At 46.5% G+C, this 16,059-nt stretch carries 14 protein-coding genes; 6 read left to right on the top strand and 8 right to left on the bottom strand.

Going from position 1 to position 16,059, the window contains the following annotated elements:
• Window positions 1–52: 52 nt before the first annotated feature.
• Window positions 53–1,285 carry an MFS transporter gene (locus DRW07_RS04105; RefSeq protein ID WP_124026595.1) on the top strand — a complete coding sequence of 411 codons (1,233 nt, stop codon included), beginning with the start codon at window positions 53–55 and terminating at the stop codon, window positions 1,283–1,285.
• Here the strand turns inward: DRW07_RS04105 and DRW07_RS04100 are convergent.
• The 4 genes from DRW07_RS04100 to DRW07_RS04085 form a co-directional block, all read right to left on the bottom strand.
• On the bottom strand, window positions 1,270–2,451 hold the full coding sequence (locus tag DRW07_RS04100; RefSeq protein ID WP_124026594.1) for an acyl-CoA dehydrogenase: 1,182 nt from the start codon (window positions 2,449–2,451) through the stop codon (window positions 1,270–1,272). The two genes, DRW07_RS04105 and DRW07_RS04100, sit on opposite strands and share 16 nt — an antisense overlap.
• A gap of 85 nt (window positions 2,452–2,536) precedes the next feature.
• A complete protein-coding gene (locus tag DRW07_RS04095) occupies window positions 2,537–2,788 on the bottom strand; it encodes a hypothetical protein (protein WP_124026593.1) in 252 nt (83 codons plus the stop codon).
• A gap of 7 nt (window positions 2,789–2,795) precedes the next feature.
• The gene (locus DRW07_RS04090) at window positions 2,796–4,235 is read right to left on the bottom strand and encodes a sigma-54-dependent transcriptional regulator (protein WP_124026592.1); all 1,440 of its coding nucleotides are present in this window, start codon (window positions 4,233–4,235) and stop codon (window positions 2,796–2,798) included.
• A 78-nt stretch (window positions 4,236–4,313) separates the two neighbouring features.
• A complete protein-coding gene (locus DRW07_RS04085; RefSeq protein WP_165870392.1) occupies window positions 4,314–5,627 on the bottom strand; it encodes a response regulator in 1,314 nt (437 codons plus the stop codon).
• A gap of 281 nt (window positions 5,628–5,908) precedes the next feature.
• On the opposite strand from DRW07_RS04085, the gene DRW07_RS04080 reads away from it, so the two are divergent.
• Genes DRW07_RS04080 through DRW07_RS04060 form a run of 5 tightly spaced genes read left to right on the top strand, consistent with a single transcriptional unit; the run spans window position 5,909 to window position 10,880 of the window.
• Window positions 5,909–6,250 carry an STAS domain-containing protein gene (locus DRW07_RS04080; protein ID WP_165870391.1) on the top strand — a complete coding sequence of 114 codons (342 nt, stop codon included), beginning with the start codon at window positions 5,909–5,911 and terminating at the stop codon, window positions 6,248–6,250.
• The gene (locus DRW07_RS04075) at window positions 6,247–7,065 is read left to right on the top strand and encodes an OmpA family protein (protein ID WP_124026589.1); all 819 of its coding nucleotides are present in this window, start codon (window positions 6,247–6,249) and stop codon (window positions 7,063–7,065) included. Before DRW07_RS04080 ends, DRW07_RS04075 begins: the two co-directional genes overlap by 4 nt.
• On the top strand, window positions 7,058–9,163 hold the full coding sequence (locus tag DRW07_RS04070; protein ID WP_124026588.1) for an SLBB domain-containing protein: 2,106 nt from the start codon (window positions 7,058–7,060) through the stop codon (window positions 9,161–9,163). The genes DRW07_RS04075 and DRW07_RS04070 overlap by 8 nt, the downstream gene beginning before the upstream one ends.
• Window positions 9,163–9,873: a P-loop NTPase family protein gene (locus DRW07_RS04065; protein ID WP_124026587.1), complete on the top strand. Its 711-nt coding sequence runs from the start codon at window positions 9,163–9,165 to the stop codon at window positions 9,871–9,873. The genes DRW07_RS04070 and DRW07_RS04065 overlap by 1 nt, the downstream gene beginning before the upstream one ends.
• Window positions 9,874–9,887: 14 nt before the next feature.
• A complete protein-coding gene (locus DRW07_RS04060) occupies window positions 9,888–10,880 on the top strand; it encodes a glycosyltransferase family 4 protein (protein WP_124026586.1) in 993 nt (330 codons plus the stop codon).
• Here the strand turns inward: DRW07_RS04060 and DRW07_RS04055 are convergent.
• The 4 genes from DRW07_RS04055 to DRW07_RS04040 all read right to left on the bottom strand — a co-directional run bounded on the left by DRW07_RS04055 (window position 10,874) and on the right by DRW07_RS04040 (window position 15,819).
• A complete protein-coding gene (locus DRW07_RS04055) occupies window positions 10,874–12,454 on the bottom strand; it encodes an N-acyl-D-amino-acid deacylase family protein (RefSeq protein WP_165870390.1) in 1,581 nt (526 codons plus the stop codon). The genes DRW07_RS04060 and DRW07_RS04055 overlap by 7 nt on opposite strands.
• Window positions 12,455–12,562: 108 nt before the next feature.
• Window positions 12,563–13,711, bottom strand: a complete 1,149-nt coding sequence (locus DRW07_RS04050) for a polysaccharide pyruvyl transferase family protein (protein ID WP_124026584.1) — start codon at window positions 13,709–13,711, stop codon at window positions 12,563–12,565.
• 33 nt (window positions 13,712–13,744) lie between these two features.
• Window positions 13,745–14,686 (bottom strand): glycosyltransferase family 2 protein, encoded by a 942-nt coding sequence (locus DRW07_RS04045; protein ID WP_124026583.1) that lies wholly within the window; start codon window positions 14,684–14,686, stop codon window positions 13,745–13,747.
• A gap of 11 nt (window positions 14,687–14,697) precedes the next feature.
• Complete coding sequence (locus DRW07_RS04040; RefSeq protein ID WP_124026582.1) at window positions 14,698–15,819, bottom strand: glycosyltransferase; 1,122 nt, start codon at window positions 15,817–15,819, stop codon at window positions 14,698–14,700.
• Window positions 15,820–16,059 lie beyond the last annotated feature (240 nt).

The following is a 16,059-nucleotide window of genomic DNA, read 5'->3' as shown; positions in this document are numbered from 1 at the left end:
ATTTTGACTCTGTTTAGGTTTTTACTGACAACGACACGGAAATCCTGTTTTATTGCAGCAGTTACTTTTTTGTCACATACCCATTACCACTATGTTTAAACAATTACATGCCAATGTCTGGCTGCTCACTTTGGCCCAGGTTTTTATTGCCGCTACCGGCTCGATGGTCGTATTTGTGGGTAGCTTTGTCGGCATGGCGTTGTCTCCTAACCCGGCTTTTGCCACTTTTCCTGTCGCTTTCATGATTGGCGGCGTCGCGACTTTTGCGCTACCGGTCGTGCGCGTATTCGAGAAAATTGGGCGACAAAAAGGCTTTATTCTGGCGATCAGCTTTGGTGCCCTAAACAGCCTGTTCGTGATGGTGACAATTTACCTAGATAGCTTTTGGCTTTTTTGTGTGGGTATTTTGTTGTACGGCATCCCTTTGGTTGCCAGTGGTCAATTCAGGTTTGCGGCCATGGAATCGGTGAGTGAAGACAAGGCCGGGCAAGCTGTTTCCACTTTGCTCATGGCAGGTTTAGGTGCGGCATTTATTGGCCCTGAAATAGGCTTTTGGGGAAAAGAATTGCTAGCAGCGGAATACGCTGGGGCTTTTTTACTGTTGTCGGTTTGTTATGTGGTGGCCCTGCTTCCCTTGCTTAAGTTTCGTCCATTTTCTCACCATCAAAAGCAGGTTGAATTACCCGTTCGGCCCTTGTTGCAAATCATAAAGCAACCTCTCTTTATGGCGTCATTGAGTGCTGCGGCAGTGGGGTTCGCTGTTATGAGCTTTATTATGACGGCTACGCCCATCAGTATGCATGTCCACCACGCCTTCAGTGTGCAGGACACCAAGTGGGTTATTCAGTCGCACGTTATTGCCATGTACTTGCCTTCGCTGTTTACCGGCCTACTGATCCGCCGGTATGGCGCTGTAAAGCTGCTATTGGCAGGCATTTTCACTTATACCGTCTGCATAGGTATAGGCTTAGTGGATCAGGCCTATATACATTATTGGGGCGCATTGGTATTACTGGGCATTGGTTGGAACTTTATGTTTATCACAGCCACCAGCATTTTGCCCAAAAGCTATAACGAGTCAGAAAAGTTCAGGGTACAGGGTGTCAACGATTTTGCTATTTACACGTCGCAGGGCATTGCCTCTTTGTCAGCCGGCTGGGTGATCAACAGCGCCGGCTGGCAGACGCTGTTGTGGGTGAACGTACCTTTTTTGCTGGCAGTCTGTTTATTTATTGCTTACTGGCAGTTTTCAGAGCGACGGGTAATATATCAGAAAAATGCCTGAAGGCCGGTTTGAGCCCGTCCTAAAATGAGGCCATGAACATCAAAGGTACCCTCGTAGGTATTCACTGTCTCCAAATTGATCATGTGGCGCATAATATGGAATTCGTCGGCGATGCCATTGCCGCCATGCATGTCCCGTGACTGACGGGCTATATCTAAGGCCTTTCCACAGTTATTGCGCTTAACCAAAGAGATCATCGTGGGGTCCCACTCTCCGGAGTCAATAATCTGACCCACGCGCAGCGATGCCTGTAAGCCGAGCGCTATCTCAGTTTGCATATTGGCAAGCTTAGTCTGAAAAAGCTGCGTTTGCGCCAGTGGTCGCGCAAACTGATGTCGGTCTAAACCATATTGTCTGGCCGCATGCCAACAAAACTCGGCGGCGCCCATCGCCCCCCAGGAAATACCGTATCTGGCCACATTTAGACAGCTAAAGGGGCCTTTTAAACCTCGTACCTCAGGGAACATGTTTTCTTCGGGAACAAACACATTGTCCATCACAATTTCACCCGTGATGGACGCTTTAAGTGAAAGCTTGCCCTCAATCTTAGGCGCGCTTAATCCTTGCATGCCCTTTTCAAGTACAAAACCACAAATCTTATTGCCTTCGGCTTCATTCTTTGCCCAAACAACAAACACATCAGCAATGGGTGAATTGGTGATCCACATCTTTGAACCCGTTAGGCGGTAACCACCTGCAACCTTCTTGGCAGAAGTACGCATACTGGCGGGGTCTGAGCCGGCATCAGGTTCAGTCAGTCCAAAACAGCCTATATATTCGCCTGTGGCGAGTTTAGGCAGGTACTTTTCCTTTTGGGCCACTGAACCAAACGTCGCAATCGGGTGCATGACCAGTGAAGATTGCACGCTCATTGCACTGCGGTAACCTGAATCCACACGTTCCACTTCGCGCGCAACAAGGCCGTAACTGACATAATTCACGCCAGGGCAACCATAACCCTTGATTGTCGCCCCAAGCAGGCCAACTTCACCAAACTGTCGCATGATGTTTGGGTCAAAATGTTCATTGCGATTCGCCATCAAAATGCCGGGCTGTAAAACGTGTTGACAAAAATCATGCGCCACGTTTTTTATCATTCGCTCGTCTTCCGACAGCTGCTCGTTCAACAATAAGATATCGTCCCAATTACTTAATATACCGCTCATTTCACGCCTGTTGCTGGTTGCTCTAACTAGGCACTATTGTCGACCAATTTTAAGTAATGTCTATTGATAAATATCAATATTGTGTTTAATGCAGACGCTTTATGCTCCCTTGTTGGTTCGTTGCTGGTGTGGCTGGCATCGCCTTAGCCTCTTCAATCATGCTTGACATACAGTCAAGTACATCAAGAAACTCTCTGAGCTGTTTGGGCGTCATTTGTGTGGAGAGCGATTCAATTTTTGCGATGAGACTTTTTGTCGGTAATTTCATGAGTGCCAATAAATTGTCCTTATATTCAGATAGGCTTTTAACAATCAAATACCTTGCCAATTTGGCCACACCATTCCTATTCCTGCCAGTTTTGAATCTTTCTATATAGGGTTGATGGGCTCACACCAAGTGCACTGGCTGCTTGTACTACATTTTCTTCGCATGCCGCTATGGCCCTTTCAATCGCCTGACGCTCAATTACAGCCAGTGGCAAAATGGGCCCTTGCTCCTGATTGCTATCATGCTGAAGCGGCGCTTGAACTTCAGGTTCTTTGCCATTGGTTGCACTAGCTTTGCTTTGCGACATTGCGGGTTGATGCTGATCGATCTTCAATTGCTGCTTAAGAATAGTATCTTCAATAATCTTGCTTTCAGACATGATCACACTGCTGTGAATAGCATTTCTCAGCTGGCGAATATTACCCGGCCAATCATAATTTAGCAGCAGCCGCTGAGCTGCATCGGAAAAGCCGACAACGGCCTTCTCTTCTTCTTGGCTAAATACCTTAAGAAAGCTATTAGCCAATTGGATAACATCGTCTTCCCTGAATTTGAGTGCAGGCATATCAATGCCGATCACATTCAGTCGATAAAACAAATCTTCACGAAGTCGTTGCTCACTGATCGCGACCATAGGATCTCTGTTTGTTGCCGCAATAAAACGCACATTGACTTGTTGCATCTTGCCAGACCCGACGCTGGTAAACTCGCCCGTCTGAATAAACCTAAGCAGTTTTGCCTGCAGTAGAATATCCATTTCGCCCAACTCGTCCAAAAATAGCGTACCACCATCAGCGAGCGTCGCCATGCCTTTTCTGTCACTGGTGGCGCCAGAGAATGCGCCTTTAACATGACCAAAAATCTCCGATTCCATTAATTCATTAGGAATAGCGGCACAGTTTACAATGATAAACGGGTTGTCTTTGCGTTTGCTCAACTGATGAATCGCGTGAGCCGCCACTTCTTTGCCTGATCCACTTGGCCCGGTGATAAAGACAGATGCGTTACTGGGCGCAGCTTTTTCAATTGCTGAATAAACAAATTGCATTACCACAGAATCACCTATAAAACCCTCGAAGCGGGTTTTCCGACTGCTCTGATAACGCATCAAGGTGCGTTTTAAAATCGCCTTCTCTACGGCGTCATGTCTTGCCCTTAATGCCTGCTTCAGCAAAATGACGAGTTCGTTGTTGTCCCAAGGTTTTTGCAGGTAACCCCATACTCGACCTTCGTTGATTGATTTTAAGATCAAGTCGACATCATTATAAGCGGTAAGCATGACGCGAATGGTGTCGGGGTATTTCTCCGCAACTTGGGCTAACAGCGCAATACCATCCATTCCTGGCATATTGAGATCTGACATAATGATGTCAACAGGTTGGGTTTGCAGTAACGCCAAGGCGTCAGCAGCACATGGCGCTGTATACACATCAAAGTTTTGCTTCCTCAGCACCCGCCTGAGCGCGGCTAAAATATCCGTTTCATCATCCACTAACAAAATGCTGGCGTTACTCATCAAACAGGCCTTTGTTCACCCCATGCTTGACTTCATTATATGGAGGTTTGAACTAAAATGGCTAGTTTTCAATACTTTTTAAGCTGGCTGAGTCTCCTGTAAGTCTAACGACGTCGTGACCGGCACAAGCAGTGGATAATCTATATTTTGTTCAACCACTAAAAGGCGCTGGATATTTCTTTGAGTAAGTTTATGTCCTTTAGGAAACAGTAATTGTCCTTTTTTCAATCTTAAATCTGATTTTACCACCATGCCAGCACGTAGGCTCCTAACCGGCTTCTTGCCTAGATATAAAAAAGTATCGTATTGATTGACTAAATCACTGGCCGCTCTGGCTATATCCGCTGAATATTTATCAGAAGCGTGTTTGTTAATATAACGCCTGATGGTGCTTTCGTTTTCTTCTTCTCCGGTTAACCTACCGTATTTAAGCAAACAGATATCTCGACATACCGACAAAACCAATGCTTCTTCGAGTATGTCTATACCAGCGTGAATGGCATCGAGTGGTTGAAGAAATTGTTGAACAATGATGTCACTCACACAATGTAAAGCAGGTATCGGCTTTAATACTCGTTGAGCATAGTTAACCTGATTGAGGTATTCTGCACGCTGATCAGCATGTAAATACTGAATAGGTTGGGTAGCCACATCTATACTTGCCCCTAATAAACCAATTTCGCAAAGCTTGGCCGCTAGCATCAAGTTAATAGTCTGCTTTGATGTAAAGCCCAGCATCTTTGCAAGTTGCACCGCCAGCAGGCTCACATCATGGGCAAAACACTCATCAATCTGCGGGCTAACCTCAACAATATTTAGCAAGCTTGCTATAGCATCGTCAACAGCTACCTTTTTCTCACAAGCCGCCTCTTTTTGCTGCTTAATGCTCGCCGTCAACGCGGCCACAAAGGACGCATTTTTAACGCGCAATTTGTGAGTAAGGTAATTGATTTTGTGAATCTTGTTGTGCTTAGCATGTCTGGTAATAACCTTATCTTTAGCTTTCTTTAAAAGCGCAACCAGCTCATTTTTATCCCAAGGTTTTTCCAGGTAAAAGTCTATTTCACCTCGGTTAAGCAATGATTTAACAAAGACCAAATCGGCAAAGCCAGTGAGCAAAATTCGAACTGGGCAGGGCCGCTGAGTGACAATTTCAGCCAGCAGAATATCACCCGTTTCAAACGGCATTTTTAAATCGGTAATCACTATGTCAATGGGCTCATGGTGCAGGATTTTTCTTGCTGACGATACACAAGAAGCTGTAAAAACCTGAAACTCCAAAGGCCTGATCAAGCGCGTGAGGGCTCGCAATATTTGTTGTTCGTCGTCAACCAACAACACATTTATGGGGGGAGTCGATATCGTTTTTATCGGTTGAGTATGCCTATCCACGTTTACTTCCGCCAAGCTCAAAGGTGTGTCTACTCATCCAGCAAAAATCAAACCAATCAGAAATAAACATTATTTATCATAGGGTTGATCAACAGCACCTGACCATTGTAGGAAAAAGTATACGACCTTTTTCAAAATGCTTTGCAAAATTGAAAATAACGTCAATCAACGTGCAACAGAAAAACAATAAGCCATTGTATTTAATAGCTTATTTTAAACTGGCCCTACTTTTGCTGTAGCTGTTGGTGTAGCAACACACAAACGCAAAAGAGGAAATGATCATGCATATCGTTCATCAACAAAAAAATGACGGGTACCTGACCGTCAAAGTGTCCGGCGAAATGGATTCAAGCCGCTGCGCCAAAGTGCAGCCCACCATTGAAACTATCATTCAAAATGGTGCACAGGCCACTGTCGAACTCGACATGAGCAGGGTCACATTTTTGGATTCGTCAGGTGTTGGCCTTATTGTCTTTATGTTCAAGCGACTCAAAGCAACAGGCGGAGACTTAAAGTTACATTCGGTAAATGGGCAACCTAGAGAGCTTATCGAATTGCTTCGTATAGACAAAGCGATGGACGTGAGCTGGACGCATAAAGAGACGCACAGGTTAGCGTCATGAATAAGGTGTCGTTGGCATTGCTGTCTTTATTTACCTTGTTGTTGAGTGGCTGCGCGACGTGGCCACCTCTAGGGAAAGGCGGTATGGCCGAACACAGACTGGAAAGTATCGATCCCAAATGGCGCAAAAAAACGCACATTCCAGAAGACGGACTCAGATTTGAATTGGAATTGTTGTCGCGCCATTTGGACGTACTCATTCTGGAAGGGGCCGAGTTGTGCTTCCCGGCTACAGTGGTGCAGGCAAAGCAGATTGAAGCTAGAGCTTTTCGAGAGCTGAAAGGCGGTTTGTTTCACGATGCGGCCAACGACATACAAGTTCAACGCAGTTTGCTTTACAGACTGGAGCGTCAGTTAGATTACGTACTGAGTCATGAAGTTTGTGCCATTCCCACTGAGCAAAAGAAAGACACCCCGGGAGAGCTGGGCAGTCAGTTGGATACCTTGCTCAATGCAGATAATCAATTTGCATTTGGTTCAGCCGAGCTAAACCCCAAGTACGTCGGCAGACTGGCTGAAGCGGCCAAACTGCTCTCACAATCGCCACAATATCACTTACACATTACGGGCCATACCGACCAGGTCGGTTCCTCAGAAGCCAATGAAATGCTGGCAAAGGCCCGCGCAGACAAAGTTGCTCGATACCTTATGATTTTTGGTATTGAAGAAAGTCGCATAACGCAAGAGGCAGCGGCTGCCTCACAACCCTTTGCAGAAGGGACTACGCCGGAAGTGCGCCTGACTAACAGACGCGTCACCATTGAATTGATCGAAAATACCAACGGTTTTTTGGATCAGGGAGGTAAGTATGAATAGATTCGTTTTCCGCATGATTGCCATAGCATTCTTAGCTGCAACAATGACGGTTTCGGCTGACCCCACGCCGCTTCAGCAAGGTGATTTAATAAAAGTCTATTTACCGGGTGAAGACATGCTGAAAGAGCCGCTTTCCGTAAACCGAAACGGCCAAATAGTCTTGCCTGAAGTTGGCCCTGTGTATGTGTTGGGAAAATCTGAAGAAGCAGCAAGCCTCGCTGTGAAAGAGGCTCTGTCCATCGCGTTTAAAGATCTGGCTAATCTCAATGTTTATGTACAGGAACGCAGAAAAATTATTAATGTACTTGGCTATGTAGAAAGTCCCGGCGAATACATTCTGCCGGCAGAGAGCAGTCTGCAAATGGCACTGCATGCTGCAGGTGGCTTGAGGAATGGTGCACAATTAAACCGAATCAAACTGATGCGCGGTGACCAAGAGTTTGTCATCAATTACAAGGCTTACCTGGACAGCGGTGATAATGCCCTACTGCCAGGCCTTGTGTCGCTTGACAGTATTTTTATACCCGCTTCGCCCAAAATCGGTAATGTAGAGGTTGAATTTGACCCGGCAAAAATTGCAGATGCGGGTGACGCTGCCGATGAGCAAGCCATAAAAGTGTTTGGCGAAGTAAACAGCCCAGGTACCTTTAGCTACTCCCCTAAAGGCACGCTGATTGATTTGCTCATGCGCGCAGGCGGTGTAACGCGCTGGGCCGGTGTTGAGCAAGTGCGCATCATTACCGACGGTGAGCCGAAGCTGTTTAACTTGAAGCAATACCTCGATACTGGCGACAAAACATTGGTGCCAGACCTTATGCCCGGTGCCACTGTGTTCGTGCCTCGCCAGGAAGAAGAAATTAAAAGCGGCGGAAACACAGTTTATATTATGGGTGAAGTTGCTCGTCCTGGCGCCTATGATGGCAAGCAAGAGGCCACATTTATAGACATACTTGCCAATGCAGGCGGACCAACTCGATTTGCGGAAACCCGTGCTATCCGATTGATCAAACCCGACGGACGTGTAATCAAGGTTGACTTAACCGGATACACAGAAGGCATCGTCGCCAACAGACCACCGCCGGTTGGTGCTGGTGACGCGATTTTTGTGCCCGAAAAGGCCGATGTAAATGACGACTCCTGGCTCAAAGTGGCCCCAAGCAGAGCCGTGCGCGTGTTGGGCGAAGTGGCCAATCCAGGTCGGGTTGAATGGGCGGATGAGATGTCCCTGCTAGACTTGCTGGCTCACGTTGGAGGCCCAACTGCAGGGGCCGATACCAGCACAATTGATATTGTCACGCCTACCGCAGAGGGCACCATGCTGGCAACTAAATTTGACCTGGACGCCTTTATAAAAAGCGGTGCTGCCGATACAGCGCTACCCACGTTAAAAGCCGGTGCAACCATACGCATCCACAGTCTTCCAGATGATCCTACAGACAACAAATCACAATGGGTCAGACAGTCTTCAGAAACGTCTATTTATGTGTTTGGCGAAGTGGGCGCGCCAGGGCGTTACAAATTTAATGAAGTCATGCACTTTCTAGACATCCTTTCCGCAGCAGACGGCCCTACTGGCAACGCAGATATTCACAATATTCGTATTAGCCACAGAAACAACAAGTATGCGCGTGTCAGTAAGGTTAATCTGGCCATGTATTTTGAGACCGGTGATGACTATTTATTGCCCAAGGTTATGCCAGGCGACACCATTTACATCCCGAGTAAATCAAGGCACTGGCTGGATGAAAGCAAAGAGTCGACTATCCGTGTGCTTGGGTCTGTAAATAAACCAGGTCGTTATCGCTTTGACGACACCATGACGATCCTCGATTTGCTTGCTCAGGCTGGAGGCACCAGCGACGCAGCTTATTTGGAGAAGATTACCGTTGTAAATATGTCGTGCTGCGCCGATCAGGCAAGAACCTTTGACCTTCCTGAGTTTAGTCGTACTGCCAGGTTTGAGGACCTCCCCGTATTGAGAGCAGGTGACACGGTATACGTGCCGAATAAAGGTGAAAGTCAGTGGCAAAAAGTTCGCACAGGTCTGAATGACCTATTCCAGGTCGTTTCGCTCGCCAGTCTTATAGGGGTATTGTAATGTACGATCCGATCCACAGTATTGAAATTCAACGCATTTATAACTTTATTACTTCACAACAGTTGCGCACCTTAGCGCTGACGGCGTGTAATTCTCAGGAAGGCTTGTCATCTCTCGCGTTAGCGTTGGCGCAGCGACATCTATTGGCTGGCTATAACACGCTTGTGGTCGATTTAAATCTTTACAGACCCAGCCTGCAGCCATTACTTAACGTGCAAAATGACGGAGAGGTTGATCACCTTTTTCCGGCTCCCCAACTTATGATGCCTGAAGGTAAGCAAATAGCGCTTACCGGGGTGTCGCCATCGGCCGGTCGTACGCCCTTAATGAAATTACGCAGTGCTGGCTCATTAACAGAAGCATTAAAACAATGGCAGACACAGTTTGACCTCATCATTGTGGATACGTCACCGCTGAATCGTATCAACGCAAATAATATCCCGGCTGAACAAGTCGCGGCGTCGTGTGATGGTGCTCTTTTAGTGGTGTTATCTGGACAAACCAGCCAAGCCGAAGTCAATGAAGGCATTGCCAAACTCAACGAAGCTGGCGCGCAATTAAAGGGTTGTATACTCAATGACCAATACAGTCCATCATTAAAAACAGAAATGCTGCGCGAGGTGAATAGACTAAAGCAGTGGTCAGGCTGGCTAGGAAACCTTTGTCAAAAGGTTATTAGCAACAATCGATTGCTCACGCTTGATGTTTAACGCGGAGCATAACGATGAATAACGAAATTTGGTTACTTTTAGACAGTCGTGGTTTGGGGGGTATAGAGACCCATGTTCTGCAACTAGCGAATGGCATCAAGACTGAAGGACACGCGGTGAGTGTGGTATTTTTACGCGACCATGGCCCTCACCCGCTCAAAGACCAGCTGACTGCATGCAAAATTCCGTTTACCTGCCTAAGTGGTCAGTTTGTAAACCTGCTAAGTCATATTAGATCTCATCGGCCCATGGTTATCCATACTCATGGCTACAAAGCAGGCATCATGGGCCGAGTTGCGGCCAGGCTCTGTGGGACGCGCGTGGTGTCAACATTCCACGCGGGTGAAAGTGGAACAGGAAGACTCGCACTTTATGATTGGTGTGATCGCCATCTTGCCTGGCTCGCACACAAAAGCTTTGCCGTAAGTCAACGCATTGCCGCGAAAGTGCCAGGCTGTCACCAAGTACTGAATAACTTTATCGACACGACGCATCTTGTGCCCAGTATAGGTAAGCAAATCGCCTTTGTTGGACGCTTAAGCCACGAAAAAGCGCCAGACAGATTTATTGAACTAGCACGCTGTTTTCGTGCCCATGCGTTTCATATTTACGGTGACGGGCCTATGGCAGAAATGTTGAAGCAACATGCCCCCACAAATGTAATTTTTCATGGACAGCAAGATGATATGAACCCAATTTGGCCGCAAATTGGTTTGCTTATCGTTCCCTCTCGTTATGAAGGTTTACCGATGGCAGCACTTGAAGCCATGGGCAGACACATTCCTTTGGTGGCGTCAAAAGTGGGTGCTATCCCTAAACTTATTAAACACAAAAAAAATGGCTGGCTGGTTGATGAAGGCCAGTTAGCGCAATTAACGGAGTATGTTGCTGATTGGATAAATTATTCTGATACGCAGCGCACTGCCATGGGCAAGGCTGCGAAACAAACCATCCTCTCACACTATGCCAGCACAGCAGTCGTCCCCAGTATTATTAGCAGCTACTGAGACTCATGACGCAACCCTTGTCCAGGCCGGTTACCCGTTAACTCATTTTCAAAAATAACGGACTGCCCGTTTACCCACATATAGTCTATACCCTCTGAGTAAGCATGTGGGTTTTCAAAGGTCGAAATATCTTGCAGTCTTTCCAGCTCCCATATCAGCACATCTGCTTTCATGCCAACGCTAAGGCGTCCTCTGTCCTGTAAGTTGATTCTCTCAGCGGGCAGTGATGTCATTTTTCTAACCGCATCTTCAAGTTGAAGCACACGTTTTTCATTCACATAATGTGCGACGACTCTAGGATAGGTACCGTAGTTTCTTGGGTGCGGGTTTCCCTTTTGCCATTCAGTCGCGCGGCCGTCAGATGCGATGGAAGTCATCGGGTGCTGCATGATGCGCTCAACGTCTTCGTCGGTCATAGTGAAATAGATGCCACGTCCACCACCTGCAAGTTGAATATCAATGGCCAAATCTGCCGCATTGCTAGCAGAAGGTTCAACCCCTTTAGACACCAGTACATCTTTGAATGTTTGACCTTCCCACTCTGGGTTAGCGCCAAACTGGCTGATTAGAATACGGTCCAAATCATCCCCTGCGCGCTGCTCAAAGATAATTTGGGCAGATTCATCCTTAATTTGTTGGCGTATTGCTATGTCCTTAACGCGCTCTGCAAAAGCTCGGCGTCCCCCTTCCAAAGACCAGGGAGGTAATAAAACACCCAAGTTCGTATTAGACGCCGTGTAAGGATACTGGTCGAGTGAAACATCAAGCCCCTTAGCGCGTTTTTCGTCAATAATGGCAAGCGTCTTTTTACTTAAGCCCCATGCATTAGGGCCAGCGGTTTTATGATGCGATACGTGCAAAGGAAGTACCGCGTCTTCTGCTACTTTAACGGCCTCATTCAGCGCCTCAATCACATGCTCCCCTTCACTTCTCATATGCGTGGCATAAATTCCGCCGTAATTGGCCGCTTGTGAAGCCAATGCAATCACTTCGTGAGTTGATGCATATACCCCGGGGATGTAAAGAAGCCCAGTGGAAAAACCAAATGCGCCTTCTTTCATAGCATCATTAACCAGCTTTTTCATTTCGTGTAATTCAATGTCAGTGGCAGGTCTGTTTTCTCTCTGCATAACAGCCCGACGTACACTGTTGTGACCAATTAGCAAGCCAACATTAATGGCACTTCCCGCCTTTTCTAATGCAGAAAAATAGTCGGCAACCTGAGTGGGGCTACCGCCACAGTTTCCACCAAGAATGGTTGTGACGCCTTGACGAACGATGTTTGGCACATCCGGATTGCGCAATATTCCCCTTTCGGCATGAGAATGAAGATCGATAAAGCCAGGCGTGACATATTTCCCGTTGGCGTCAACAATGGTCTGCGCAGCCTTGTTCTGAAGGTCTCCTATGGCGACGATAGTGTCACCCACTATGGCAAGATCCGATTGATAGGCCTTGGTACCAGCCCCGTCTAAAATCATGCCGTTGAGTATTAACGTATCGTAGTCAATCTGCTTTGTATTTACGCAGCTTACAAGTAATAAACACCACAACAATGAGATAACACGCCGCATGACGCAAAGCCTTCTTTTACCAACATCAGGCTCTGAGTATACCCGCATTCCGCTGCTAAAGTACCCTCGACATGCGCATAATTCGAATGGCGCAAACTACCTGTGAGCTTACTGATTGTTGTTTAATGCGTTATCTATAGAGGTCGTTAGATACTCCAGTGAACCTTGTCTCATCATATCAAGCGCTATGGACGCTTTATCGAAACAGATATCAGACTGGCCAATTGATTTGCAGTTACTGAGATCGGCAATTCTACTTTGCATACCCGTTGCCTCTAAGACCGACGCTATACGAGAATGGTTAGCCGCCTGCTGCTGATTATCGTAGCGTTTAAAGGTTAGAAACTGTCGTTGCAGGATCAATGAAAAAGAGGTGCCATGAAACGAATCCGTGCACACAAAATCGGCATGTTCAATAAGCGACACAAATTCTTTGGGTCCCGCATCTTTGATCAGCGTAAATTGCCCTTTATTCCTTTTTGCATCTGCTTTATGCACGGGGATCATAACGGTTTTTAGTCCCCTATCTTTGGCTATTCGCAGGGCGGTGTCACGCATGTAGGGGTCTGATTCTAGGAAATAACAAAACAGGTATTTCTCTTTGACCGGCCTTTTTCGCCCTGCGAACAATCTCCATGTATCCGCGCGCAGTAAGTAAGCGGGGTCCAGCACCACAGGTACACGCTTTCCAGTAAGCCGATGAATAATACTGGCGCCGGCGTGCTCTCGCACTGAAAGGTTAGGAATACCATTTAAGTGCTCAGACAACCAATTGTTCGTTTCCTCTGGTACGTCAGACACACCAAAACTGGGCGCGTAAGCGATGCGCTTTTGAGGCTCGACAAAGGTCAAAAAATAAGCAGGATCTTTGAAATGACCATTGGGGTTCCATACTTGATCACTACCCACAATAACAGCATCTGCGTTCGGCGGTGATAGGCACAACTCTTGGGCAGAAAAATACGTGGTAGGGCCCAAGTTTAATTCGTTATGAAGAAAATGCTGGAAGCGCTTTTTTAACGACTGCTTATCTACCGTGAAATTATCGCTCTCTGCCGTCAGTACTCGTTGTTTTACTCTAGACAAAAAGGTCTTTAGTGGGGACGCTCCCTTTTTTCCTGAATCATTATAGGGGTCGTAATCGATGAGTTCGGCATCATGCCCTAACGCGCTGACTGTCTGCTGCATGGCATACAGTTGCAAAAAGGTCCCAAAATTGAAATACCGTGGGAACGACAAGATACTAATTTTAGCCATTAAGATTTTCCTATCATAAAGTTAAACTGAAAGTTAGCGTGGTATCAGGTTGGACAAATCAACCAAAAGCGCTTTTAAATGCTGTTTTGAAGGCATGTGAAAAAAGGCCATACAGTGACGTAAGAACGCCGAAAAGAATTGGCGTTGGCTTCTGTGCCACTGCGCGACGGCTGATGCCAAACGCGCATTAAAATGATTAATAGCGCGGGGGTCAGTCTGTTTTACATGTGACAGATATCGCGTATTAATCATGTTGAGTGCTAACATGCGATCATCAAACCGAGCAGACTCAGAGCCTGGCCTAACCAGATAATGCGTATTTATGTTACTCGACACTGCTACCTCGCCTTGAAGGGCTAACTTCAACCATAGGTCAATGTCTTCGGCGGAAGGAAGCGCAGTATCAAATCCTTCGGCCTTGCGCAAACTCTCCTTGGTTGCCATTACGGTGCTGGTGCCGACTGGGTTATCGCGAAACAAGGCAACAAAAGCATCGTTTAACAACGAAAAAGAGTCGCCAATGGCGTTGTGTTTAAGAAAATACTGCCAACAAGAAAAACCATCACCAAGTGGTTTCCCCAGTGCATTGACTTGCTCATAATTGGTAAAACTCATACTCACTGCCGGGTTTGCTTGATGAAACGTCACCTGCGCGTTAAGTTTATTTGGTAGCCAGGTGTCATCAGCATCCAGAAATGCAATATAACGACCTCTTGCATGTGCAATGGCCAAATTCCTCGCGGCTGCCGGTCCTGTTCTATGTGATTTGAGCAAAACAAGATCTTTCAACAAACACGCTTGCCCTGTCAGCCACTCACGACTACCATCTGTGGAACCATCATCTACGACTATCACCTCAAGATCGGTAAATGTCTGTGCCCACACACTTTCAAGGGCTGCCGGTAGATAAGGCATGCAATTAAAGTTGGGAACAATCACAGTAACAAGCGGTTCTGACGCCATGCAGATTGACATAATGACTACCTCTAATGCTTGGTAAATGAGGGTTTGTTTAGTGCGCTGGCAAAGAGCTCATACCCTCTGAGCTTGTCTATTCTGTCAGTGATTTCACTGACAAACGCATGGTGGTTTTTGATACTCCAATAACGGCCGTTCCGCGCCTTTTGCAGCAGCATATCAACGGGCGCTTTTAAAACATCCGTTACTGTGTCTTCAATTGCCTTAATACTGACAAAGTAGCGCATGCCCAGATGGCAGATTTGCTTTTTTTGCCATGGAATGAGGTACCCCCTTTGAGCCTGTACGACTTCATTCATAGGCGCTGCGTCAGTCGCAAGTACAAGCTGATTAAATGCCATTGCCTCAACAAAAATGTGGCCATAGCCTTCTACTTCAGAGGGTGCTACCACAATGCCACATTGCAGTCTGAGATGAGTTAATGTAGCGTCGTCGGGACGTTGCCATACCTTCACATTGTGAGGCAAAGGTTCAATTGCCGATGTGTTGTCTATGACAACGTTGAGCCTTGGCCACTCAGGATGTTTGCGCCACGCTGCTACAACAGACCGGGTGCCTTTCTTGCGATTAGTACCCGCGACATGCAAAAACTGACGCATTCTGTTTTTACATTCACCCACAGTAGGTAATTTGTTCAATAAAGGGTTAGAAAAGCCGACAAGTGAAGCGTCCTGATGGTAGGGCTGAATGGCGAGCTGCGCTTCTTTCGTCTTGCACAACACTGACGTAATATATCGCAAAAAGCACAGGTGCTGGGTTCTCATCCACTCTTGGTTAGGGATTAACCAATTCACTTTACTGCACGCTAGGTATTCAACGGCAATACTCTCTAAGTGTATCTGCAGCTGTGTGCGACTTTTGGTTAACCCTAAAATGTTTACCTGCAGGCTATCGAGAAAGCGTGAGCATAGCGACGGAAGTAACGATTTAAGTCTGGCGTACTTGTGACTCCACACTGTTTTTCTCTCACTCCAGGCAGGCGTGATACATACTTCCACGTGACATCCGTACTCCTCTAAAATACCGCGTAATAATTCTGCGTCGGTCTTTAAGCCACGTCCGGAATTGGACAGTAAAATCCTTACCGCAATACAGTCATTGCGTGATTCATGCGAGTGAAAACGCTGCATGGATAACACCTCTGGTTAAACTCAATAATAAAGACACAATCGCAATTTAAGTGCCAAAACTTAACCAACTGATTTTTATATATTTTTTAAAAATGGCGCGCGTTTTAGTTTTTTCATAATGAGAATTTCCGCTCTGCATTCCCAATTTGCAAAACCCAAATAAAATTATTAACCCATTGTTTTATATTGAATTTACCTTCATCTAACTGCATGGCACAGCTATTGCTCTGTTTCATGTAA

This window comes from Paralteromonas sediminis (assembly GCF_003820355.1).
Taxonomy (GTDB): domain Bacteria; phylum Pseudomonadota; class Gammaproteobacteria; order Enterobacterales; family Alteromonadaceae; genus Alteromonas_F; species Alteromonas_F sediminis.
This window is presented reverse-complemented; position numbering and strand designations above follow the sequence as displayed.